General features: G+C 37.1%; 21 protein-coding genes. All 21 read left to right on the forward strand.

All coding sequences use genetic code 11. The features are described from left to right. Window positions 1-15: 15 nt before the first annotated feature. The 21 genes from JWR23_RS06390 to JWR23_RS06485 all read left to right on the forward strand — a co-directional run bounded on the left by JWR23_RS06390 (window position 16) and on the right by JWR23_RS06485 (window position 23623). Window positions 16-819 carry a phytanoyl-CoA dioxygenase family protein gene (locus JWR23_RS06390; RefSeq protein WP_299514385.1) on the forward strand — a complete coding sequence of 268 codons (804 nt, stop codon included), beginning with the start codon at window positions 16-18 and terminating at the stop codon, window positions 817-819. A 184-nt stretch (window positions 820-1003) separates the two neighbouring features. Then, the gene (gene glmS, locus JWR23_RS06395) at window positions 1004-2842 is read left to right on the forward strand and encodes a glutamine--fructose-6-phosphate transaminase (isomerizing) (RefSeq protein WP_299514388.1); all 1839 of its coding nucleotides are present in this window, start codon (window positions 1004-1006) and stop codon (window positions 2840-2842) included. Continuing rightward, a complete protein-coding gene (locus tag JWR23_RS17745) occupies window positions 2796-2978 on the forward strand; it encodes a hypothetical protein (RefSeq protein WP_367277519.1) in 183 nt (60 codons plus the stop codon). The genes glmS and JWR23_RS17745 overlap by 47 nt, the downstream gene beginning before the upstream one ends. A gap of 115 nt (window positions 2979-3093) precedes the next feature. Further along, a complete protein-coding gene (locus JWR23_RS06400; RefSeq protein WP_299514391.1) occupies window positions 3094-3861 on the forward strand; it encodes a polysaccharide biosynthesis/export family protein in 768 nt (255 codons plus the stop codon). A 44-nt stretch (window positions 3862-3905) separates the two neighbouring features. Further along, a complete protein-coding gene (locus tag JWR23_RS06405; RefSeq protein ID WP_299514394.1) occupies window positions 3906-6209 on the forward strand; it encodes a polysaccharide biosynthesis tyrosine autokinase in 2304 nt (767 codons plus the stop codon). Between the two features lie 290 nt (window positions 6210-6499). Further along, the gene (locus JWR23_RS06410; RefSeq protein ID WP_299514397.1) at window positions 6500-7072 is read left to right on the forward strand and encodes a UpxY family transcription antiterminator; all 573 of its coding nucleotides are present in this window, start codon (window positions 6500-6502) and stop codon (window positions 7070-7072) included. Beyond that, on the forward strand, window positions 7053-8351 hold the full coding sequence (locus JWR23_RS06415; protein WP_299514400.1) for a nucleotide sugar dehydrogenase: 1299 nt from the start codon (window positions 7053-7055) through the stop codon (window positions 8349-8351). Before JWR23_RS06410 ends, JWR23_RS06415 begins: the two co-directional genes overlap by 20 nt. Before the next feature lie 8 nt (window positions 8352-8359). After that, the gene (locus JWR23_RS06420; RefSeq protein WP_299514403.1) at window positions 8360-9799 is read left to right on the forward strand and encodes a lipopolysaccharide biosynthesis protein; all 1440 of its coding nucleotides are present in this window, start codon (window positions 8360-8362) and stop codon (window positions 9797-9799) included. Continuing rightward, window positions 9796-10977, forward strand: a complete 1182-nt coding sequence (locus JWR23_RS06425) for a DegT/DnrJ/EryC1/StrS aminotransferase family protein (protein WP_299514406.1) — start codon at window positions 9796-9798, stop codon at window positions 10975-10977. Before JWR23_RS06420 ends, JWR23_RS06425 begins: the two co-directional genes overlap by 4 nt. Window positions 10978-11029: 52 nt before the next feature. Continuing rightward, window positions 11030-12172 (forward strand): glycosyltransferase, encoded by a 1143-nt coding sequence (locus JWR23_RS06430; protein ID WP_299514409.1) that lies wholly within the window; start codon window positions 11030-11032, stop codon window positions 12170-12172. A gap of 34 nt (window positions 12173-12206) precedes the next feature. After that, window positions 12207-12932, forward strand: a complete 726-nt coding sequence (locus JWR23_RS06435; RefSeq protein WP_299514412.1) for a DUF2334 domain-containing protein — start codon at window positions 12207-12209, stop codon at window positions 12930-12932. Between the two features lie 116 nt (window positions 12933-13048). Then, entirely contained in the window at window positions 13049-14305 is a 1257-nt protein-coding gene (locus tag JWR23_RS06440) for a DegT/DnrJ/EryC1/StrS aminotransferase family protein (RefSeq protein ID WP_299514415.1), read from the forward strand. 17 nt (window positions 14306-14322) lie between these two features. Then, on the forward strand, window positions 14323-14916 hold the full coding sequence (locus JWR23_RS06445; RefSeq protein WP_299514416.1) for a sugar transferase: 594 nt from the start codon (window positions 14323-14325) through the stop codon (window positions 14914-14916). 18 nt (window positions 14917-14934) lie between these two features. Next, window positions 14935-16170 carry a hypothetical protein gene (locus tag JWR23_RS06450; protein ID WP_299514419.1) on the forward strand — a complete coding sequence of 412 codons (1236 nt, stop codon included), beginning with the start codon at window positions 14935-14937 and terminating at the stop codon, window positions 16168-16170. A 25-nt stretch (window positions 16171-16195) separates the two neighbouring features. Then, a complete protein-coding gene (locus tag JWR23_RS06455; RefSeq protein ID WP_299514422.1) occupies window positions 16196-17260 on the forward strand; it encodes a glycosyltransferase in 1065 nt (354 codons plus the stop codon). Window positions 17261-17271: 11 nt separating this feature from the next. Beyond that, entirely contained in the window at window positions 17272-19113 is a 1842-nt protein-coding gene (gene asnB / locus JWR23_RS06460) for an asparagine synthase (glutamine-hydrolyzing) (protein ID WP_299514425.1), read from the forward strand. A 17-nt stretch (window positions 19114-19130) separates the two neighbouring features. Next, window positions 19131-19862 carry a hypothetical protein gene (locus JWR23_RS06465; RefSeq protein WP_299514428.1) on the forward strand — a complete coding sequence of 244 codons (732 nt, stop codon included), beginning with the start codon at window positions 19131-19133 and terminating at the stop codon, window positions 19860-19862. Next, window positions 19859-20773, forward strand: a complete 915-nt coding sequence (locus JWR23_RS06470) for a hypothetical protein (RefSeq protein ID WP_299514430.1) — start codon at window positions 19859-19861, stop codon at window positions 20771-20773. The genes JWR23_RS06465 and JWR23_RS06470 overlap by 4 nt, the downstream gene beginning before the upstream one ends. Window position 20774: 1 nt before the next feature. Next, a complete protein-coding gene (locus JWR23_RS06475) occupies window positions 20775-21848 on the forward strand; it encodes a glycosyltransferase (RefSeq protein ID WP_299514432.1) in 1074 nt (357 codons plus the stop codon). Between the two features lie 43 nt (window positions 21849-21891). Then, entirely contained in the window at window positions 21892-22335 is a 444-nt protein-coding gene (locus JWR23_RS06480) for a hypothetical protein (RefSeq protein WP_299514434.1), read from the forward strand. A 193-nt stretch (window positions 22336-22528) separates the two neighbouring features. Next, window positions 22529-23623: an NAD-dependent epimerase gene (locus JWR23_RS06485; RefSeq protein ID WP_299514437.1), complete on the forward strand. Its 1095-nt coding sequence runs from the start codon at window positions 22529-22531 to the stop codon at window positions 23621-23623. Window positions 23624-23806 lie beyond the last annotated feature (183 nt).

The raw sequence follows: 23806 nt of genomic DNA on the forward strand, positions 1-23806 counted from the left end.
ATAAAATTCAGTAACATGGAAAATAAATTTAACTATTCGGAGGCTGACCTGGCCACTTTTGAGCAGGTTATTAGCGATCATGGCTGGATCATTTATGAAGATGCTGTTGATGCTGATTTTTTGAAGGAAATAACCGATTCGTTGGCGAAACTTTATGAAGTAAGGCGCAAAATTCAAATAAATAACGGAATAGCTGCCAATATGGATGGGACTCTTCATCACCTGGTTGAAAAGGATACATTTACCTTGAAGTTTCTTAAACAAAGGTATTGTGCAGATCAGATCAGGCATTTTTTAAAGGGTAACTATATTTTAAATTCGCTGGGCGCAGTAATAAACGTAAAAAATACAGGCAGATATGTTCAAAATGTACACCGCGATATCAGGAGCTTTACAGGCGATTTTAAGTTAATGATTCAACTCATGATTATTCTTGACGATTTTACACTTGATAACGGTGCTACTCATTTTTTGTCGGGCTCACATACGCAAGAAGAAAAGCCGGATGATGATTTCTTTTACAACAATGCAGATCGTGCTGTAGTTAAAAAAGGCAGTATTATAGCCTTTGATGCGAATTTATGGCATGCAGCAGGCAAGAACAATACGGAAAGTCCAAGACGAGCTTTAACCATGGCCTTTACCCGGCCGTTTTTTAAACCACAACTTGATTATCCAAGGGCCCTGGGCTATGCTTTTGGTGAGGGGTTGGATGAGAATTTGAGGCAAGTTTTAGGTTATAATGCCAGGATACCTGAAAATCTGAATGAATATTATCAGCCGATTGAAAAAAGGATGTACCTGCCCGGGCAAGGTTAATTCAAAGTAAACTCATCCACATCAGTTATGAGAGCAGCAGCGTTTTTACAAGCCTAATTAAAACTGCTCCTTATTCAAGTAAATTTTAACAGTAGCAATCGCTTGGTTTTAAAAATCAAATGGTAATCTTTTTTATCATGCTAAATGATTTTAGGTTTTTTAATTAATTATTGAATCAGATTTTATGTGTGGAATTGTAGGTTATATTGGTTATCGCGATGCATGGCCAATAGTAATTAAGGGACTGAACCGGCTGGAATACAGAGGCTATGACAGCGCCGGTATTGCAATTATAAACAATTTCGGTTTTAACGTTTATAAAAAAGCCGGAAAGGTTACAGCACTTGAACACTTCGCCGAGGGTAAAGACAAAAGTGGTAAAATAGCAATAGGACATACCCGATGGGCAACGCATGGCCAACCATCCGACTATAATTCGCATCCGCATTCTTCGAACGACAAACGTCTGCACATTATTCACAATGGCATAGTTGAGAATTATGCCACAATAAAAGAAGATCTTTTAAGTCGTGGGCATCAGTTTGATAGTGATACCGATACAGAGGTATTGATTCATTTAATAGAAGAGATACAAAACATTGCGCAAACCGACCTCGTCGAGGCCGTTAGGCTTGCGCTAAACGAAGTTATAGGTGCTTACGCCATTGTGATTTTAGACCGGGAAAACCCCAACCAGTTAATTGCAGCACGAAAGGGCAGCCCACTGGTTATAGGTGTTGGCGTAGGCGAATACTTCATAGCCTCGGATGCAACACCTATTGTAGAGTATGTTAAAAAAGTTATTTATTTAAAAGATAATGAAATAGCATTAATAACAAGAAGCCGGCTTTTAATAAAACACCTCGATAACGTGGTGCAAACACCTTTAATACAAGAGCTTGAACTAAAGCTGGAGGAGCTTGAAAAAGGTGGTTTTGAGCACTTTATGCTAAAGGAAATATTTGAGCAACCCCGCTCTTTAACAGATTGCATGCGAGGCCGGCTCTATCCCAAAGAAGGAAAAGTTGAATTGGGTGGAATTAAACAATATGCCGAAAAGTTAAAAAACATAGATCGGATCATTATTGTTGCCTGTGGCACTTCGTGGCATGCAGGTTTAGCGGGGGAGTATTTAATTGAAGAATTTGCACAGGTTCCGGTTGAAGTTGAATACGCTTCTGAGTTTAGATACCGTCATCCGATTATTAATAAAGGCGATCTGATTATTGCCATTTCGCAATCGGGCGAAACAGCCGACACCATGGCTGCTATTGAAATCGCAAAAGAAAAGGGAGCAACAATTTTTGGTATTTGCAATGTTGTAGGTGCATCAATTCCGAGGATCACTCATGCCGGAGTGTATACACATGTGGGGCCAGAGATCGGTGTAGCATCAACAAAAGCCTTTACCGCACAAGTAACGGTCTTAACCCTTATTGCTTTTTATATTGCTCAGCAAAAAGGGATTCTCAAGCCAACAGAATTAACTGGTCTTTTAACTGAGTTGAATAATATTCCGGATAAAATACAAAGGGTTTTGGCAAAAAACGAGCTGATAAAGGATATTGCTTTTCAGATCAAAGATGCCAAAAACTGCCTATTCTTAGGGCGGGGAAGCGGATTCCCGGTAGCGCTCGAGGGCGCGTTAAAATTAAAGGAGATTTCTTATATCCATGCAGAGGGCTATCCCGCTGCCGAAATGAAACACGGCCCCATTGCACTAATTGATGAAGAAATGCCGGTTGTTTTTATTGCAACTAAAAATTCGTCGTACGAAAAAGTAGTCAGTAATATCCAGGAGGTTAAAGCCCGTAAAGGAAAAATAATCGCTATCGTTACCGAAGGCGATACACAGCTGAAAGAAATGGCCGACTATTATATTGAGATACCTGATACCGATGAGGCCTTTTTGCCATTGATAGCCACGGTACCATTACAATTGCTGGCATATCATATAGCTGTAATGCGGGGTTGTAATGTTGATCAGCCACGTAACCTGGCCAAATCGGTTACGGTTGAATAAGTATTCGCCTGCTTTTCTGGTTGTTTCTTCTGCCTGTTTCGTTATTGTTTTTGCAATCAAAAGTTTTATTATGCACATTGTTTTTTACAGTATTTGTAAAATCCCCGATTTCCTGTTTTACATTAAGTGTAAATAAATTCCCCCTTTTTACATTTTAATTCCAATCTACACAAATTGTATTTTATTGATAATCAAACATATACATTTGACATATGAATATGTTTAGTCACTCATCTTTTATCCTTAAACCAATGAATATTAAAACATTTTATTGCAGCTGCGCTTTGGCCCTATTGTTTGCAAGCGGGTGCGCATCAAGAAGAGACCTTGTATATTTTAGTAACCTGACAAATGTAGGGGCAGTTGCTAATCCTAAAAACCAGGAGGTTCATATAGCGCCAAATGACATGGTTAATATTACCATGCACAGCCTTAATCCTGAATCTGATAATTTGTTTTTAAATAAAAACGCTGCACTATATGCACTATATGCACCATCAAAAATTGATGGGTACAGGGTAAATAAAGATGGTTTGATAGACCTCCCAATAATTGGTGGTTTTAAAATTGGAGGAATGAATATTGAAGAGGCTCAGAAAGCGATCACCGTCGAATTGAGTAAAAAAGTAAAGGACCCATTAGTGGATGTTCAAATAGTGAATTTTAAGATTACGGTAATAGGCGAAGTAAATAAGCCTTCAACCTTTATTATAACAAATGAAAAAGTAAATGTACTTGAAGCGCTTGGTATGGCCGGTGATATGACCGTATATGGCAAAAGAGATAACGTATTGGTTATACGTAATGATGGAGGTACTAAAACATTGAAAAGGTTGAATCTTAACAACAAAGATTCATTTGATTCGCCTTATTTCTATCTGAAGCAAAATGACATTGTATACGTTGAGCCTGATAAGTCGAAAGCTGTTGAGTATAGCCAGAATACACGATTAATGCCGTTGATTATAGCCTCAATATCTGCCTTGGCAGTTTTGGCAGCAGTAGTGTTAAAACGATAATAATTAAGTAATCAAATTATTGACAAATGTTAAAACTAAAAGCCATGAATACCAAATTTGTTTTAAATCCGGCAACACGCCCTGATAATTTTAAAGAAAAAATTATGCCATACTTAAAAAAATGGTATTGGTTTTTAATAGCACTTGTTCTGTGCCTGGCCGGAGTATGGTTTTATTTGGATAATGCTACGCCAATATACAAGGTGAGCAGTACATTACTCATACTTGATGACAAAAAAGGTGATGGTATCCTTAAATCGACTGCATTTAGCGACCTTAATATGTTCCAGGAAACTAAAACCGCTGATAATGAAATAGAGATACTGAGATCAAAAGATTTAATATATAATGCCTTGAGCAAGTTAAACCTGGAAACCAGTTATTTTAAGAAGAATGGTCTTAAAACCAGCGAGTTATATAACAAAGAAGTTCCATTTTTGCTTTCTATAAACCAGCTGAAAAAAACTGCATATTTAAAAGAGTTAAGCTTGGTAAGTTTGTCTGATAGCACTTTTCTTTTAAAAGAGGGTAGCCAGACATGGGTATGCAAATATGGATATCCAATACAGCATGCCGACTACAAATTTATTGTAAATAAAGGGTCGGCCTTTTCAAACAATAATGAACCCGTTTATATTCGATTTAACGATCTCAATAAAATGGCGGCGTCATATAGCGCGGGCCTGTTAAAAGTCAACCCGGTTATAAAGGAATCTAATACGATAACTTTAAGTTTAAATGATGCTGTACCTGCACGGGGGGTGGATATCCTGACAAACATTATCAATACTTACAATATTGAGAACGTTCAAAAAAAGAATATAATGGCCGTTAACACCATCATATTTATAGATAAACGTTTGAAAGCCATGGAGCAGGATCTGTCCGCAGCCGAAGGCGCCATGGAAAACTACAAGCAACAAAACTATACTATTGACGCAACTGCCGGTACACAGATCAATCTAACTAAGTCTGCTGAATATGGTCAGCTACTTGAGACATCCGAAGTTCAATTGGGTATAGCAAATTCCATTTCGACATATTTAAGTAATACCAATAATCAGTTTAGTGTTGTACCAAGTACAATGGGGCTGAAAGATCCGGTATTAAATACATTAATAGGCCGGTTTAATGATTTACAGATTGAAAGAAACAGGATGTTGCACAGCGCGAATTTGAGTAATCCGCTTGTTCAAAATCTTAGCGACCAAATATCCGGGTTACGTTTAAATATTATGGAGAACCTTGAAAATATTAAAAAAGGTTTCGTAATTGAAAATAATCAACTGAGAAAGAACTCAGCCCGGTATATATCCAGAATACAATCGGTACCTGCACTCGAAAGAGGGTTGTTGCAACATAGTAGAGAACAGATCGTTAAAACAAATCTTTATCAATACTTTTTGCAAAAACGCGAGGAAACTGCACTTTCTTTATCTGCAACAATACCAACCTCACAACTGGTAGATAAGCCGGCTTACAGTACTAATCCTGAATATCCAAAACAACCATTAATGTACTTATATGGAAGTATTTTAGGACTTATTTTACCTGGCTTTCTGATATATGGTGGCGAAAAATTTAATTCGAAAGTTAAAGATACAACAGGCCTTAAAGAACTTAATGGCATAAGAATACTTGGCGAATTAACTCATTGCGACCTTAAAAAACCCATCGCTATTCAAAATGGCGGTACGTCAACTATAACAGAGCTTTTTAGGTATATACGTACAAACCTTAGTTTTTTAAATGATCATTTGCAAAATAAGGTGATGCTTGTAACCTCGTGTATGAAAGGTGAGGGAAAAACATTCTTCAGCATAAACCTGGGGCTAACACTTGCATTACTTAATAAAAGAGTATTAATTATGGAATTTGATCTGAGAAACCCGGATCTGCTTAAAAAAATGGGGCTTTCTCAACAAAAGGGTATTAGTAGTTATTTGGAAGGCAATACCGAAGAGTTAAATATTCAACCTTATGATAATGCACACAATCTATATGTTATGGGTTGCGGCTCAATGCCTGAAAATCCTGCAGAATTGCTTACCAGCAAGAGGGTAGATCAGCTCTTTGACGTATTAAGGCCGAAGTTTGATTATATAATTGTTGATACGTCGCCGATTGGCACTGTAGCAGATGCCTTTAGCCTGGCAAAAAATGCCGACTTAAGCATTTATCTGGTGCGTTACAATTATACAAATACCGAACAACTGGATATACTTAGAGATATTCATGAGAATGAAAAATTAAAAAATCTGATGGTTGTTCTTAATGATGCAAAAAGTGAGAACCGCCCAGGATATACTTATGGAAGGTATGGTTATTCAGTCACCTCTGGTGTTTAATAACCAACGGATCTGTTAATAATTTATAGTACCAATTAATAAAAAAGTAAGCTTTCAGTATTATTTCCTGTTGATACATCCTTTAACAATGCAATAAATTGAATAGGAATAAAAAGGCCATACTTACCAATTATAATTCCCGAATAAAAAAGCTTAAATAATATTTTTCTTCATCAGGCTCCGCCATTTTTTTGATCAATTTTTTAAAATGTAGCTAAAATTATCACGTAAGTGATATGGCGAAGCTATTGTCTTAATCAAACGTCGTCATTACTAATACCCAATATTTTATGGAAACACAATTGAATGCCATTAAAAGGTCAGTTATTAATTTTAATGAAAAAAAATGGCTGGTAATATACACCAGACCCAGATGGGAAAAGAAAGTTGAAAAACAGCTAAATGAGCGGGGTATTGAGGCTTATTGCCCATTACGGCAAGTACAAAATCAATGGGCCGACCGGAAAAAAAGTGTAAGCCTGCCATTATTTAACTCGTACGTATTTGTAAGGGTTAGCTTACGCGAAGAAGCTATTGTATTGTACACATTAGGTGTACTTAATTATGTGTACTTCATGGGTAGGCCCGCTGTAGTACCTGATAAAGCCATTGAAGATATAAAAATAAACCTGGCCCTTTATAAAGATGTTGAGGCGGTTAATCTGCAAAATATAGCGGTAGGAGATCATGTATTAATAAAAGCCGGGGTTTTTGTTAATCAAAAAGGCCAGGTGGTACAGGTTAACGGTAAAAACGTACTAATGATTTTAGACAAGATCAACTGTGCCCTGGTAACCCGTATCCCATTTCAACAAGTTATGCTTCAATCTGTAAATCAAGAAAATGAAAAAGTTAAACTATAATCAAAAGATCGGAATTGTAGGCCTGGGGTATGTTGGTCTGCCACTTGCGGTAGAATTTGCGAAAAAATATAAAGTATTTGGTTACGACATCAACCCCAAAAGGATAGACCAGCTTAAAGATGGTTTTGACCATACAAAGGAAATAAGTGAGCCGGAATTGATGGACGTTATTACGTATGTGTGCACAACTACTAAAGGGCTTTTTTTTACAACCGAGATTGAGTCGTTAAAGCAATGTTCAATTTATATTATCACTGTACCAACACCGGTTGATAAAAATAATCGCCCGGACCTGAGCCCGTTAATCGATGCAAGTTTACTGATCGGTAAGATTCTAAAAAAGGGCGATATCGTGATCTATGAATCGACCGTTTATCCGGGAGTTACCGAGGATGAATGCATGCCTGTTTTGGAAAGAGCATCTAAGCTGCGGTTTAATATTGATTTTTTTGCTGGCTACTCGCCTGAAAGAATAAATCCCGGCGATAAAACGCATACTGTGGCCAATATACGTAAGATCACATCTGGGTCAACCGCTGAAACCGCCGAAATAGTAGATCAGCTATATGGATCTGTTATTACCGCCGGGACATTTAAAGCTGATTCGATAAAGGTTGCTGAGGCAGCCAAAGTAATTGAGAATGCCCAGCGGGATATAAACATTGCTTTTGTAAACGAGTTGGCTATGATATTTAATAAGATGGGTATTGATACGCATAAGGTACTGGAAGCCGCCGGAACAAAATGGAATTTTCTTGATTTTAAACCAGGCTTGGTTGGCGGACATTGTATTGGTGTAGACCCATATTATCTTGCTCAAAAAGCACAGGAAGTTGGTTATCATCCCGAGATAATCCTGGCTGGTCGGCGCATAAACGATGCGATGGGCGCATACGTTGCCGACCAGTTTATTAAGAAAATGACTTGTAAAGGTACGTCACTTGTTAATGCAGAGGTGCTTGTACTTGGTTTTACATTCAAAGAAAATTGCCCCGATGTACGCAATACCCGTGTAATTGATATTGTACGCAGGTTAGAAGAATATAATGTAAAAGTCCATATCCACGATCCTTGGGCCAATGCCGATCATGCAAAAAAAGCTTACGGCATTATTTGCGAAAATGGCGAATCGAAAACCCGCACATACGATGGTATTTTGCTTGCCGTTGCACATAACGAATTTAAAGAGATGGACCTAAAGGGTTTGTGCAAACCTAATACGGTTTTATACGACCTTAAGGCATTTTTACCCGATAGCATTGTTGATGCCCGTCTATAAACGATTAAATGAGTTTAAAAGAAAAAGCTGTTTCTGGCTTATTATGGTCGTTATGGCAGCAGGTTAGTTCAAAGCTTGTTAGTTTTTGCATCTCTATTTTTTTGGCCCGGATACTTGATCCGGCCGAGTTTGGCCTGATTGCGATGTTATCGCTTTTTATCGCTATCGGCAATACATTATTAGATAGCGGATTAACCACATCACTTATACGCACAACAGATGCTGATCAACGCGATTATTCAACCATATTTTATTTCAACCTTGCCGGAAGCACACTGATATATGCTTTGCTGTTTTTAACAGCACCCCTTATAGCTGATTTTTATAATCAGCCGCTATTAAAAAACATTGTTCGGGTATATGGGATAATCCTGATTATCAATGCGTTTTTTGGTGTGCAAAGTACGCTGCTTATAAAGGAAATGAAATTTAAAAAGCAAACCAATATGCAGATACCTGCGGCTATTGGTGGTGGTTTATTAGGAATAGTACTTGCAAAAATGGGTTATGGGGTTTGGAGCCTGGTATGGATGGGTTTGTGTACATCGTTCTTATCAACAGCAATGCATTGGATAACATCAGATTGGAGGCCTGCTTTGATATTTGATAAAAAATGTTTTAAAAATCACCTTAATTTCGGCTACAAAATGACATTATCCGGTATACTGGATACTGTTTATCAAAACCTATACCTCATTATTATAGGCAAATATTTTTCTGCATCGCAGCTTGGTTTTTATTCTCGCGCCGATGCCGTAAGCCAGTTACCTATAGGCAATATCTCTGCAGCAATTAATAAAGCTACATATCCCATGTTTGCCGAGATTTCGGACGACGTTGTTAAACTAAAAAGCGTATATAAAAAATTGATGCAACAAGTGCTTTTCTGGAATGCACCTTCACTTATATTTTTATGTGTAATTGCCAGGCCCTTGTTTCACCTTTTATTAACTGATAAGTGGCTGCCGGCTGTTCCATACTTTCAAATTTTGTGTATAAGTGGCATCATGTATCCTTTACACTCATATAATCTGAATGTGTTAAAGGTACTGGGTAAAAGTGCTTTATTCCTCAGGTTAGAGGTAGTTAAAAAAATTCTTAGTGTAATAGGTATTTTAAGCTTTATACAATTTGGTATTTACGGATTGCTCTATTTTCAATTGGCCTTCAATTTTGTTGCATATTATATTAATTCAATATACAGCGGCAAGCTTATTTCTTATCCAATCAAAGAACAAATTGCAGATATTTTGCCAATACTATTATTGGCCGGTGCAATAGGTGCTTTATGCTTCTTGTTCAACCTTATTCTAACCAACTTGTTAATACCCGATCTGCCGCTGATTATACTAACAGGTGCAAGTTACGCAGTGCTTTACTTTGCATCCGGCTTAATTATTAAACTACAGGCACTGAGCGATTTTAACCAATTAATTTTAAAAAGATGATACCTGTAACCAAACCCTTTCTCCCCGCCGAAAAAGAATTTAAAAGTTATGTTAAAAGTATTTGGCAGCGGCAATGGCTAACTAATAATGGCCCATTGGTAAACACTCTCGAACTAAAGTTAAAGGAATACCTTGGAATAAATCATTTACTATTTGTTTCGAACGGAACGGTGGCCCTGCAACTGGCAATTAAGGCCCTGAATTTATCAGGCGAAATAATTACAACACCATTCTCGTTTGTTGCTACTACAAGCAGTATTGTTTGGCAGGGGTGCAAACCGGTATTTGTTGATATTGATCCTGAGTCGTTTAATATTGACCCGTATAAAATTGAATATGCTATTACCCCAAAAACATCGGCTATATTGGCGACTCATGTTTATGGGAATCCCTGCGCTATTGATACTATACAGCAAATTGCTGATAAATACAATTTGAAGATTATATATGATGCAGCACATTGTTTTGGCACACAATATAAAAACAGATCGATATTTGAATATGGTGATATCAGTACAACAAGCTTTCACTCTACAAAACTGTTTCATACAATTGAGGGAGGGGCAGTTTTTACCAAAGATCCCGATCTGTTAAAGAAAATGGCCCTGATGCGTAATTTTGGTTATTCGGGAGTTGATACTTTTTCTGAGCAGGGTATAAATGCCAAAAACTGTGAATTTCATGCCGCAATGGGTTTGTGTAACCTGAACCATGTGAATGATATACTAAAAATGCGTAAATATTTATCAGAGCAATATTTAAATCGGCTGGTCAATCTTGATGTGAAATTTCAAAAAATCCAGAACAATGAGGATTATAATTACGCTTACTTCCCTATATTATTTAAAAGCGAAAGCTTAATGCAACAAGCCAAAGCTAACCTGGAAATGGCCCAGATATATTGCCGGCGATATTTTTATCCTTCATTGGCGAAATTGCCATACGTTGAAAATGTAGAAATGCCTGTTTGTGAATTAGTAGCAAGCAGGATATTGTGTCTCCCTTTATATCACACCTTAACAGTGTCTGATCTGGATATGATATGCCGGTTATTATTAAGAGGGCAAAATTTCGAAATAAATAAGGCTCCTGAAATTCGCTGCACAAGTAAACTTGAGCCATCCCAATCAATATCGCGCATGAGGTCAAAAATAGTTAAAGTTAACGGCTCGCTATAAATAAGACCCATTAAGGGAAATGTTTAAGCCTTTAAATCATACCTGATCATTAATGAAAATGACTTCCGCTTCTAACAATAAGCCAAAAATATGTTTTGTCATCCCTTCACTAAACGGCGGAGGAGCCGAAAAGGTACTGATCAATCTGGCAAATCAATTTGGTAAATTGGTTTGTAAACCTGTAATTATTTCGTTAAATAAGAGTTTGCCGGCATATTCCATTAATAAAGAGTTGAAAGTGTATCACCTGCTTGATAGGAAAAGCGATCTTATACTTTACAGGCTTTATTACATAATTCAAACATTTTTCAAATTACTGTTTATCATCCTTAAAGAAAAGCCCGTTTGTGTAATCTCTTTTATCACATCGGCAAACTTATGGACGGGTGTTACCTGTAATATTGCAAATACACCATATATCGTGTCTGAAAGAACATCGCCCGATCGCAGCATCAATCAACTAAATAACTTTAGTCGAAATCTGGCCGCATTGATATATAAACGAGCGGCGGCGGTTGTGGTAAGTGCCCGGGGAATTGGAGGGTGCCTCAAAGAGAACAAAGCTTTTAAAAAGCTTAACAATATACACCTGATCGAGAATGCGGTATCGCAATTCGACAGACTCTCATTAAACAAAGTTCATTCCCGAAAATTTATACTCGGGGTAGGCAGGCTCGCTTATGTAAAGGGTTTCGATCAGCTTATTTCTGCCTATGGATCAGCAAAGCTCGACAACACAGATCTGTTAATAATCGGAGAAGGAGAAGAGCGGGCTACTCTACTTTCTCAGGTCGAAAACTTAGGTTTAGGAAGCAGGGTGTTTATGCCAGGCACAAAAACTAACCTTCAGGATTATTACAACCAGGCAGAATTGTTTGTGTTACCATCCAGAAATGAGGGTTACCCAAACGCACTTATTGAAGCAATGAGTTTTGGTTGTCCGTGCGTTGCTATGGATTGTGATTTTGGCCCTGCCGAAATTATAAAACATGAACATAATGGCCTGTTAGTTGAAGCCGGAAATATTACAGCATTTGCTGACGCGATCATCCGTTTGGATAATAATACCGAATTGAAAAGCAAATTAGGTAATAATGCAAAACGTATCAAACAAACTAATAACGCTAAAAGCATATTAAAAAAATGGGCGCAATTGGTTTTAGCCCCAGACCAAATTGTTACTGAATTAACATAACCAAGCCTTAAAGGCGCAAACAATCGGCATATTTATGGTACAATATTTAATCAGGTTAGATGATCTGTGTCAAACCAGCAATTTATATAAATGGGAGCGTTTTTTTAACCTGTTCGATCGTTACGGAATAAAACCTGTTATTGCTGCAATACCAGATAATAAAGACCCAAAATTGACCCGGTGCGGAAGTTTTAACCATAATTATTGGCAACTTCTACGTGATCTTCAAAAAAATGAATATGCCATAGCTATGCACGGGTTTGAACATAGCTATTTGAATAGTAATTCGGGTATCTTAAAGCAAAACAGGCGTTCAGAATTTGCCGGATTACCACTTTATCTGCAGGAAAGAAAAATAATAGAAGCGGTAGAGATTTTTGACCGTGAAAATATCAAGTCGGATATTTTTGTTGCCCCGGCACATTCTTTTGATCATAACACTTTAAAAGCACTTAAAAAACATTCTAATATCAGCATCATCAGCGACGGCTTATTAACGTCACCATATAAAAGGTTTGGCTTTAAATGGATACCGGTACAGCTGTCGGAAGTAACACCTAAGCCCAATAAAACCTGGACCTTTAATTATCACCCCGAAACCTGCTCTGAAAAAGGTTTTATAAAATTAAAAGCATTTATATATAAACATCATAAAAATTTTGTATCGCCGGCTCAGCTAACATTCAGGCCATATTCCTTTTGGGATAATTGCTATGAAACGTATCACATTTACACCCGTTTACTGCGCGGTCTTTTTTAAGTGACAATAAAATCAGGCTTAAATGGCTATTAAAATTGTATTTCTATAAACTACCGGTCGCGCCATCAATAATATATTCTTGAAATCCCTATTCACAATTTAAATTATTAATAATCATGAAAATTCCTTTCTCACCTCCATATATTGATCAAAGTGTAGTTAACGAAGTTGTAGATACATTAAAAACAAACTGGATCACTACCGGCCCAAAAGTAATTGCCATGGAGCGGGAAGTGGTAAAATTAACTTCTACCAAAGCGGCAATTTGTGTTAACTCATGGACGTCAGGAGCTATTTTGATGTTAAAATGGTTTGGCGTTAAAGCCGGCGACGAGGTGATTATTCCGGCTTATACCTATTGTGCAACCGCCTTGAGTGTATTGCATTGCGGTGCCACGCCTATAATGGTTGACATTACCAGCGATTTCTGTATTGATACGGAAGCTGTTCGTAAGGCAATTACATCAAAAACCAAGGTAATTATAGCAGTTGATATAGCGGGTTGGCCGTGTGATTATTCAAAGTTGACCGAAATTATCAATAAAAAGGAAATAAAAAAACTGTTTAGAGCGGAATCATTAAAACAAGCGATTTTAAACAGGATATTATTAATTGCTGACGCCGCGCATTCGCTTGGTGCCAAAACTAATGGTCATGCCGCCGCATTAGAAAGCGATGTGACAATATTCTCGTTCCACGCGGTTAAAAATGTAACCACTGCCGAAGGTGGCTGTATTTGCCTTAACCTGCCTGGTAATTTTGATATTGAAGCAGAGTATAAATACCTGAAAATGTATACGTTGAACGGGCAAAATAAAAATGCTTTCGAAAAATCAAATGGCGGAGGGTGGCGATACGATATACTCTTTCAGGGTCTTAAAATTAACATGCCTGATATTTGCGCGGCTATAGGGCTTGCCCAGATAAGGAAGTATGAAACGCTGTTGCTGCCATCGCGGAAAGCCATTGCATTTAAATATCAGAAAAGATTTAAAGAGTTTGAAGAATTTGAATTGCCGCCTTTATTTGATCATGGACACGAATCATCATACCATCTTTTTCCTCTTCGTATAAAAAATATAACCGAACAGCAACGCGACCGGATAATTGATGAGATAACAAGTAAGGAAATTACAGTAAACGTTCACTTTATACCATTACCCATGCTTACTTATTTCAAACGCCTGGGCTATAAAATTGATGATTTTCCGATGGCGTACGATCAGTATTCAAGAGAAATATCATTGCCGATTTATCCCCAACTCTCAGATACCAAGATCGAATACATTGTTAGAGCGGTGATATATGCTGTTGAGAAAGTATTAAACAAAAAGATCGGAAAATTTGAAACCACAGAAGTGGTGGTTTTTTAAATATCTATCCTGTTGCAATGAAACGAGCTTTTGATGTGTGCTTTGCAATAATTGGAATTATTGTTTTAGGCCCTTTGTTTATTCTGATATCGATCTGGATAATGATTAACTCAAGAGGTGGGGTTTTTTATTTGCAGGACAGGGTTGGATTAAATCACGTAAACTTTAAGCTAATCAAGTTCAGAACAATGTATGTTGATTCTGACAAAAAAGGCCTGTTAACAATTGGTAATAATGATAGCAGGATCACCCCGAATGGTTGCTGGCTCCGGAGAAAAAAGCTGGACGAATTACCCCAGCTGTTTAATATTCTTTTAGGGGATATGAGTTTTGTTGGCCCGAGGCCAGAGGTAAATAAGTATGTAAAACTTTATACACCCGAGCAACAAAGAGTTTTGAGCATTAAACCGGGTATTACCGATTGGGCATCTATTCAGTATTGCAATGAAAACGAACTTTTATCAAAGTCAGCAGATCCGGAAAAGCTTTATGTCAGTGAGATCATTCCTTCTAAAATTGTAAAAAATCTTGATTATATCGATCATCATAGTTTTTGGATCGATATGAAAATTATACACCAAACCTTGAAAAAAATTATAATAAGTAGTTAATCACTTAAAAATTAGTTTATGACACTTAAAAAATTAATGGGTTTTTGCTTAATAGTGATTTACCTGTACACGCTTACATTTGGTATTTTCAAGACTGATTTTTGGAGAATACCTGCTCCAATTATTTTGGGTATTGTTATGATGCTGTTCATTGAGCAGTCTGCACAACCATTTGCCTATTATTACGAAATGGGCTTATTTACAATTGCTCTGTTTATATATGATAACATTGGTATGCGCGACTACAAAGCTTTTGTAATTGCTGTTACCACTATATTAACCTGCGCAATTTTTTTTAACTATTTTGTAGGTTTAAGTAAGCAGCGGTTTAATTTATCGGTTACTGTATTTTTAGGGCTGCTCTTTTTATCAATGATATTAATGGTTTTAGATCATAGTTATCAAAGCGTAATTGACCCTATAAGAAGCGTAATACTTGGTGAAGAGGTTAAACAAAGCCCGGCCGGATTAGCAATAACACAGTTTACTTTTGGGTACCAGGTAGCGGCCTTCACTGCATTTATTTTTGTTTTAACCTACAAACTTAAAGGGTCCATAATATTGAAAGCTATAGCTCTTTTTGGTTGTACGGCATGTATTTATCTGGGCATGAACAGATCTGCTTTCATCAGTTTTATTGTTGTTGCAGCTTTGTTTCTGTTTGTTTATTACCGTTTTAAAGGGGTGGTTTTAGTTGTAATGACCTTGTTTATTGGTTTTTTAGCCTACACTTATGTTATAAAAGATAACCTGGACGATAAAAACAATATTCTCGCCAAAAATCAGGCTAAAGAAGCTAATGATTATAACCGGATTGACCTGTCGCTCGAAAACCTTAAAATTTATGCTGATTATCCTTTTGGCCTAATATTTTATGGTAAAGATTGGAACGATGTGAGTTATAAAAACTATTATTTCCAATTCGGCATAACATCACATAATGCGTATTTGATGTTTATTACATACCTGGGGCCATTTTTGGGCTTTGCTTTGTTGGGTGCACTATATTACCGGATCGCAGCATTATTTTATCTAACAGTTAAGCATATCCGCTTAAAAAATCATGCTTTGCTTTTATGCTTTTTATTTGCATTTATCGCAGTATCTATAAACGCCTTATCGCATAACGGGTGGTTATTAAGTGCTGATGGTCCTACTGTTTTTTTATACTTCGGAACGTTGCAATGTGCTAAAATATATATCCCCCGCAACCAGGATATTCACACTTTTGATCTGGCTTTGAAACCCCAATGATCAGGATGTTCTTACAACCTGTCTTATGAAAAAAAAGATATTTATGATCGTCAGTTCATTAGGTGCTGGTGGGTCTGAGCGTGTATACTGGCTTCTTTCTCAATACTTTAATAGCAATAAATATGAAGTATCTGTAATTGTACTCAATAGTAATGAACAATGCTTCTCCACTAACATTAAAGGTATTCGTTATATCGATCTTAAAACAGTGAAAGCGTCAAAGTCATTTTTTAAACTATACAAGATCTTAAGGGACGAAAAACCTTTTGCAGTTTTTTCAACTAACGATCATATTAATATTTTGACAGGTATGGTGGCTTTTTTTCTAAAGGTACCCCATCTGATCGCACGGGCATCAAATGATCCGCGCCAAATGCGAGAGTTTGTCGGTTTCAAGAACAGGTTTTACAATTTCTTCACCAGGTTGTTTTTCTTCAGGTTTGATTTTGTCGTTTGCCAGTCTGAAGAGATGCAACGATCAATTTCAAAGTTATATGGTATAAGTTTGAAAAAGCTTAAAGTTATATCAAACCCCGTGCTCCCTAATGATTTGGTCAGAAATGGGCAGAGCGCTAAAGGGAGAAAGCAGCTAATTGGCGTAGGACGGCTGATAAAAGAAAAAGGGTGGTTCAGGTTATTAGATATCGTAAAACAATTACCGGGAAATTATGAATTAACCATTGTTGGCGATGGGCCTTTAATGCAACCACTTAAAAATTATGTTACCGCAAATAGTCTTGAAACACGCGTAACATTCTTAGGCGAAATAAGTGATGTTTCTTCACAAATTATAAAACATGATCTCCTTGTTCATTGCTCGTTTACCGAAGGTTTTCCAAATGTAGTGCTTGAGGCAATTTCGGTAGGTGTACCTGTGGTTGCATTTCGGGTTGGCGGTATTCATCAGGTTATACGCGATAGCTTTAATGGCTTCATTGCAGAGCAAGGCGACAATACACAACTGCGCGAATACATTGAAAATGCCTGCAACCGGTCGTGGTTGCATCAGCTTATTAAAGAAGATACAAATTACAGGTTCAATTTAAAAACAATAGGCAAGGCCTACGAAAGCTTGTTGTCTATAAAATAAAACCAATACAAATGTGCGGTATATACGGATCTACAGTTTATTATACTGATGATATTGTTCGGGAAAAATTAGCCCGGGTAAATTTCAGGGGCCCTGATCATTCCGGGTTTGAGCGCTCGGGACCGGTAACGCTGGGCCATAACCGGCTTGCTATTATAGATCTTGATCATCGCTCTGATCAACCGTTTTCATATGAACATATCAAAGTGGTTTTTAATGGCGAGATATATAATTACAGAGCTATCAGAGCGTATTTAAAAACATTGGGGTACGCATTTTATACCGATTCGGATACCGAAGTACTCGCAGCTGCTTACATTCATTACGGCGAGCAATGTATTAAACATTTTAATGGCATGTTTGCTTTTGTGATTTACGATGCTGCTACAGACCGGCTTTTTGGAGCGCGCGACAGGTTAGGAAAAAAACCTTTTTATTATGCGTTAAGTTCTGCAGGATTTGAATTTGCCAGCCAGCCTGCACAGATATCTATTGGCAGGCATCTAAGTCTTGATGAGCAGGCAATAAACGAATACTTTATATGGGGATACGTGCCTGAACCACGCTCTGCATGGAACGAGATCAAAAAATTACCGGCAGGATATAGGTTTACCTATAATTTAACTACCCGCAGCTTTAAAACAGAAAAGTATTGGGACCTCGATCCAAACTTTGAGAAAGATTATACCGGAACATATTTAGAGGCCAAAACAGCGCTTAAAGAGTTGTTAACCGATGCTGTTAATATCAGGATGCATGCTGATGTGGACCTGGGTGTTTTTCTGTCAGGTGGGATCGATTCATCACTTATTGCTTCGCTTGCTGCTAAAAATTCAAACCAGGTAAAAACGTTTTGTATCAGATTTGAAGAAAAAGACTACGATGAAAGTGGTTTTGCGGCAAAAATTGCCCGCCATTTACAAACAGATCATCATACTATAGAATGCAGGGCTGAAGAGGGGATATCGTTAATTGAAAAATTTGCTACTTATTATGACGAGCCTTTTGCAGACTCAAGCGCCATACCAACTTTACTTTTAAGTAAACACACAAAAAAGTACGTAACAGTAGCCTTAAGTGGTGACGGTGGAGACGAATGTTTTTTAGGGTATTCCAGGTATAAGTGGTTAAATACAGCCAATAAACTGTTTAAATACCCGATTGAGGTGCGCAAGTTGCTAAGTACTCTTTTGCAAATATCACCCAATTATCGCCATAAATTGATAGCCATGGGAATGCGCAGCGATAATATAGAATCCTTGTACGCGCTTATGCTTGGTGGTTTGGAGTATTCATGGTTAAAGCAACCAGAGCTTGGATTGGATGTCCCTTTTATGAATACTTTTTCATCACCGGACGGGAGTTTTTTACAAAGAATGTCGGCCTTTGATGTTAAAACATATCTTAATGGCGATATAAACACCAAAGTTGACCGAGCCTCTATGACATTTTCCTTAGAAGCAAGGGCACCATTGATGGATTATAGGGTTGTATCATTTGCACAACACCTGCCTGATAGTTATAAATTTAATAAAGGGGTTCAAAAACGCATTTTGAAAGATATCCTTTATGAACATGTTCCAAGGCAACTTTTTAACAGGCCAAAGGCCGGTTTTACAATTCCACTGCGCCATTGGTTCAGGCACGAATTAAAAGATTATGTTCTGGATCATTTATCCTTTAACAACCTAAAGAACATACCGGGGGTTGACGCACCTAAAGCATTACTGATGATAAATGAACACATGAATGGTAAATGGAACAGGTTTCCGCAAATATGGAAATTACTGGTACTTTCCCAGTGGCTCGAAAATCAAAAGATAAATACAACTACTATATACCAAATGGTATAATATAAAATACATCAATCATGATACAGATAAAAACCAGGGTATTAAATTTTATGCCCTTTAATGTGATATGGTTTGCCGGGAGGCCCAGTACATGGAATTGTATACTTAACTACTATAAACAGAGCAATTATTGTGGCCCTGTAACAGGGTACCGCAGAGAGTCTTTTTTTACAAAGATCATAGATATAAATACCGAAATACCAACTTTCGTAGCAGCGTTTGACCGGGATACAGTTTATGAAATAAGACGGGCCTTAAAAGACGGCGTTATAACTTCGGTTGAAACTAACCTGGCATATTTTATTGAGTTTTACAATTTGTTTGCCCAAACAAAACAGCTTGCCAAACTTAATTCAACTATTTATAAATACGGGTCTCGTATTATTATTACTAAGGCCACATATAACGACGAGGATATTGTGATGCACGCTTACCTGATTGATGATGGTTTAAAAAGAGTAAGGTTATTACATTCTGCATCTCTTTTTCGGACTGAAAAGGATACACGGGCAAAAGCGATTGCGGGCAGAGCAAATCGGTTACTGCATTTTAATGATATGTGCCTTTTTAAGCAACAGGGTTATCAAGCTTATGATTTAGGAGGTTATGCCATCGGCACAAAAGATGAAACGCTTTTAAAGATCAATCAATTTAAAGACAGCTTTGGCGGAAAACTGGTTCAGGAAAGTGATTATTTACCTGTAACCGCAAAGGTACATGCCTTTTTTAATAGAATTTTTAAGGCATGAAATCTTTAAAAACATTTATCGGGCTATTTAACAAATTGTTTGCTTATGACAAGTGGAACATAGGTTATTTAAGCCAAACACCCGAAGATTTTATACGATCTGGAAAGCTGGTTGATAAAATAACATGGTTGCCCGAAGACAAGGTAGATTATGCTGCCGACCCTTTCCCCGTACTGATTAATGGCCGTATGCATTTGTATTACGAGGAGTTGGATTTTTGGAAAGGAAAAGGTGAATTAATGATGCTTGATAGCATGAGTTTTAAAAGTAAGAAAAAGATATCAGCTCTATATAATTATCGCGTTCACCTTTCTTATCCGTATGTTTTTTCTATTAAAAATAAAACATATTGTATACCCGAATCGGCTGAAGCAAATGAAGTTGTTTTATACGAGATGGATAATAATGAGCCACAGAAACTTAAAAAACTAAATGTATTACTAAAAGGAAGAGCATTTGTAGATAGCTCCATTATATATCACAATAAAAATTATTGGTTATTCACCAGTAAATCAAAGAAGAATGACCTGCTTTATATTTTTTACGCGGACAGTTTATCGGGCAGGTTTAAGGCACATGAGCAAAATCCTATAAAAGTTACTTCAAATATGAGCAGGTCGGCTGGGCGTTTGTTTTTTGCAAATAAAAAATTGTATATGCCCAGCCAAAACCATCAAAAATGCTACGGGGGCTCGGTAGTGATAAATGAGATAACGCTACTTGACGAAACCGAATTTAAATATCAACCCGTTTTTGAGCTTTTACCGCAATCTCCCTATAACCAGGGGTTGCACACTATTAATTTTTGTAATGGCTTATTAATAGTTGATGGTAAGCGTAAAATATACAGCATAGTAAGCCCGCTAAAGAAGCTGGTACGAAAGATACGAAACTTTAATACTGTCGAATAAAATGTCTGGCCCCATACATAAAATGTTGTTTATCTCTATGTCTGATGAGGCTAACGGAGCCGAAAATGTTTTATTAATGGCGGCCAAAGCAAGTAAGGCCCCAATATTATTTTTAAAAAAATCTGATAATGGCGCATTGCAAATCCCGGAAAATACGGTGTGTAAATATGCCTCGCAAAAAAGTATGGTTGCAGGTTTTTTAAAACTTATAAAATTGCTTATCCCGTATCGCAAAGGCTACATTTTAATGAGTACTCATCCTTATTTAAATGCTTATTTGGGCGTTTTAAAAGGAATTGGTTATCTAAAATCACAACTCGTTGTACGCGAATGCACTTCTGTTTTTAGCAGATATTCCGGATTAAAAAAGTTGAGTTACAGGGTCGCGTATCAATTGGGCTATCCTGCAGTTAATCTGGTTGTTTGCCAAACAGATCAAATGAAAACGCAGTTTTTGCAGAACATACCGTTTATTGACTCGCGAAAAGTAATTGTGCTTGGCAATCCTTTGGATATCAGCCAGACTATTCACATGTCGCAGCTTACTGATTCTGACCCATACCTAACAACAGATTATATATGTGCAGCAGGCAGATTAATACCCGAAAAAGGATTTTCGGTCTTAATTAACGCATTTAGCCGAATAGCAGAAAAATATCCCGGATTAAATTTATTACTGCTTGGCGATGGGCCTGAAAAAAAAAAATTAAAAAGATTAGCTACCACCTTCGGATTGGAAGATCGTATAGTTTTTAAAGGATGGGTAAGCAATCCTTTGCCCTATTTTAAATTAGCAAAAGTTTGTGTGGTCTCCTCAATAAAGGAGGGTTTCCCCAACGTATTGCTGCAAATGTTAACCATAAATACTGCAGTGGTTTCAACCTTATGCGCTGGTGGCATTAATGATATACCAGGCATTTTTAAAGTCGAGGTAAATAACGCCGATGAACTTGCAGATGCGCTAAAACTGGCCATGTTAAGTAAGGGAAAACCTTGTTGTAGTTTAATTGAGAAATATCTTCAGGGTCGTGACCCCCAAACTTACGTCAATTCCATTTTAGAGTCTCTTAAATAAAAAATACAATTAACCATTTTTTTCACTCTTTAAATTTAATATCATGAAACACATTGTAACCAACTTTAAAAAAATGAGCATGTTAGCTTTGCTTAGCATCATTTTCTTTAGTTGTGGTAAAGGCACAAATAATCCAATACCAGAGCCGGCAACAACCACAACCACAACCACAACCACCACCACAACAACAACTGACACAGGTCCGATAGCCATAAATCTAATCGGCTTAAAAGTTGATAGCGGATATGCCTATAAAATTGGTTATAATCTTCCGCAAACCGGTGATTCAAATACGTCGCGAAAGGCGTCAACACTGCGGCTTTTTGAAAACGGAGTTGAATTAGGCCCCGCTCATGCATATCATAACGACATCCGTAATTATGGATTGGGTCAGTTTAGTCATTGGGGAACAGAGCTTTATTTTTCTACTTCTGATAATTCAAATCCGCTTATAAATGGAAGAAAATACACCTATATGATGCACTGACTACAAAAAATTTAAAGCAAAAAAACATAATTATTTTATTAGTTAGTAATTATTAATCACCATAAGTGCTGCTTATTTAACACTCGGATTGCGTTATCGAACGTTGTAATCAACTATTTGACATTTATAAGTAATGTCCACTCCCTACTACTCATTTAAAAATCTTTCACTTCACCATTAATTCTTGAATTTTATGAAAATTTTAATCACTGGTACAGCCGGTTTTATAGGCTTTCATTTGGCAAAGCGCTTGCTTGAAAGAGGAGACACCGTTGTTGGTATTGATAATATAAATGATTATTACGATGTGACATTAAAACATGCAAGGCTGGCCGAAACGGGTATACCGCCCGCCAAATTGAAATATGGAAAAGCTGTTAATAGTCAGAAATATCCAAATTATACCTTTATCAAAGTTAATTTATTGGATAAAGTAGAGTTGGAGCATATTTTTTTAGTCCATAAGTTCGATGCGGTTTGTAACCTTGCCGCCCAGGCTGGGGTGCGTTATAGTTTAACTAATCCGGAAGTTTATGTAGATTCTAATATAAAAGGATTTTTAAACATTCTTGAATGTTGCAGGCACAATAAAATAGATCATTTGGTTTATGCCAGTTCATCAAGTGTTTATGGATTAAACAAAAAAATGCCATTTAATGAACATGATATTGCCGACCATCCTGTTTCTTTGTATGCCGCTTCAAAAAAAGCCAACGAAATGATGGCACATACTTACAGCCATTTATTTAACTTACGAACAACCGGCCTGCGTTTTTTTACTGTTTACGGGCCATGGGGCAGGCCTGATATGGCTTTGTTTATTTTTACAAAAGCTATGCTTACCGGTAAACCTATCGAAATTTTCAATAACGGGAACATGAAACGTGATTTTACATACATTGATGATATTGTTGAAGGTATTGTGCAGGTTATTGATAATCCTGCCGAAAATAACAAAGATTGGGATGCTTTAAATCCTGATCCGGCTACATCAAATGCACCATACCGTATATTTAATATTGGCAGGGGGGAACCTATTAGTCTTTTAGATTTTGTTACCGAAATCGAGGGCCGGATAAATATAAAAGCAAAAAAGATATTTCGTCCAATGCAGGAAGGTGATGTTGCCGAAACTTGTGCTGATGTATCGAACCTTGATCAGGCAGTAAATTATAAACCGTCAACGTCTGTTCATGTCGGGGTTGCTAAATTTACTGATTGGTTTAACGCGTATTATAAGATAAAAAAGGTATATTTATCCCGAAAAAAGTTAGCTATGCATTTATAGAATTGTCATATTAATGTCACGAAGTGTGCAATTTTATACAACTACTTTACACATTTACTTTACACATATCTTTGCTCACGTATAATTGAGCTGTTTTTTGAACTGTTTTTGATTTTAGTCTATTCTTTTCTACAAGTTTTAGGGCGTACTTTTCCAAATACCATTGCGTTTGGAAGTCCTAAA

Source organism: Mucilaginibacter sp. (assembly GCF_028288205.1).
GTDB lineage: Bacteria > Bacteroidota > Bacteroidia > Sphingobacteriales > Sphingobacteriaceae > Mucilaginibacter.

Coding starts and splice junctions, on each gene's coding strand:
- JWR23_RS06430 (WP_299514409.1), top strand. CDS start 11,030: ATGAAAATGACTTCCGCTTCTAACAATAAGCCAAAAATATGTTTTGTC.
- JWR23_RS06465 (WP_299514428.1), top strand. CDS start 19,131: ATGATACAGATAAAAACCAGGGTATTAAATTTTATGCCCTTTAATGTG.
- JWR23_RS06390 (WP_299514385.1), top strand. CDS start 16: ATGGAAAATAAATTTAACTATTCGGAGGCTGACCTGGCCACTTTTGAG.
- asnB (WP_299514425.1), top strand. CDS start 17,272: ATGTGCGGTATATACGGATCTACAGTTTATTATACTGATGATATTGTT.
- JWR23_RS06410 (WP_299514397.1), top strand. CDS start 6,500: ATGGAAACACAATTGAATGCCATTAAAAGGTCAGTTATTAATTTTAAT.
- JWR23_RS06415 (WP_299514400.1), top strand. CDS start 7,053: ATGAAAAAGTTAAACTATAATCAAAAGATCGGAATTGTAGGCCTGGGG.
- JWR23_RS06420 (WP_299514403.1), top strand. CDS start 8,360: ATGAGTTTAAAAGAAAAAGCTGTTTCTGGCTTATTATGGTCGTTATGG.
- JWR23_RS06485 (WP_299514437.1), top strand. CDS start 22,529: ATGAAAATTTTAATCACTGGTACAGCCGGTTTTATAGGCTTTCATTTG.
- JWR23_RS06405 (WP_299514394.1), top strand. CDS start 3,906: ATGAATACCAAATTTGTTTTAAATCCGGCAACACGCCCTGATAATTTT.
- JWR23_RS06455 (WP_299514422.1), top strand. CDS start 16,196: ATGAAAAAAAAGATATTTATGATCGTCAGTTCATTAGGTGCTGGTGGG.
- JWR23_RS06480 (WP_299514434.1), top strand. CDS start 21,892: ATGAAACACATTGTAACCAACTTTAAAAAAATGAGCATGTTAGCTTTG.
- JWR23_RS06435 (WP_299514412.1), top strand. CDS start 12,207: ATGGTACAATATTTAATCAGGTTAGATGATCTGTGTCAAACCAGCAAT.
- JWR23_RS06400 (WP_299514391.1), top strand. CDS start 3,094: ATGAATATTAAAACATTTTATTGCAGCTGCGCTTTGGCCCTATTGTTT.
- JWR23_RS06475 (WP_299514432.1), top strand. CDS start 20,775: ATGTCTGGCCCCATACATAAAATGTTGTTTATCTCTATGTCTGATGAG.
- JWR23_RS06425 (WP_299514406.1), top strand. CDS start 9,796: ATGATACCTGTAACCAAACCCTTTCTCCCCGCCGAAAAAGAATTTAAA.
- JWR23_RS06450 (WP_299514419.1), top strand. CDS start 14,935: ATGACACTTAAAAAATTAATGGGTTTTTGCTTAATAGTGATTTACCTG.
- JWR23_RS06445 (WP_299514416.1), top strand. CDS start 14,323: ATGAAACGAGCTTTTGATGTGTGCTTTGCAATAATTGGAATTATTGTT.
- JWR23_RS17745 (WP_367277519.1), top strand. CDS start 2,796: ATGTTGATCAGCCACGTAACCTGGCCAAATCGGTTACGGTTGAATAAG.
- JWR23_RS06470 (WP_299514430.1), top strand. CDS start 19,859: ATGAAATCTTTAAAAACATTTATCGGGCTATTTAACAAATTGTTTGCT.
- JWR23_RS06440 (WP_299514415.1), top strand. CDS start 13,049: ATGAAAATTCCTTTCTCACCTCCATATATTGATCAAAGTGTAGTTAAC.
- glmS (WP_299514388.1), top strand. CDS start 1,004: ATGTGTGGAATTGTAGGTTATATTGGTTATCGCGATGCATGGCCAATA.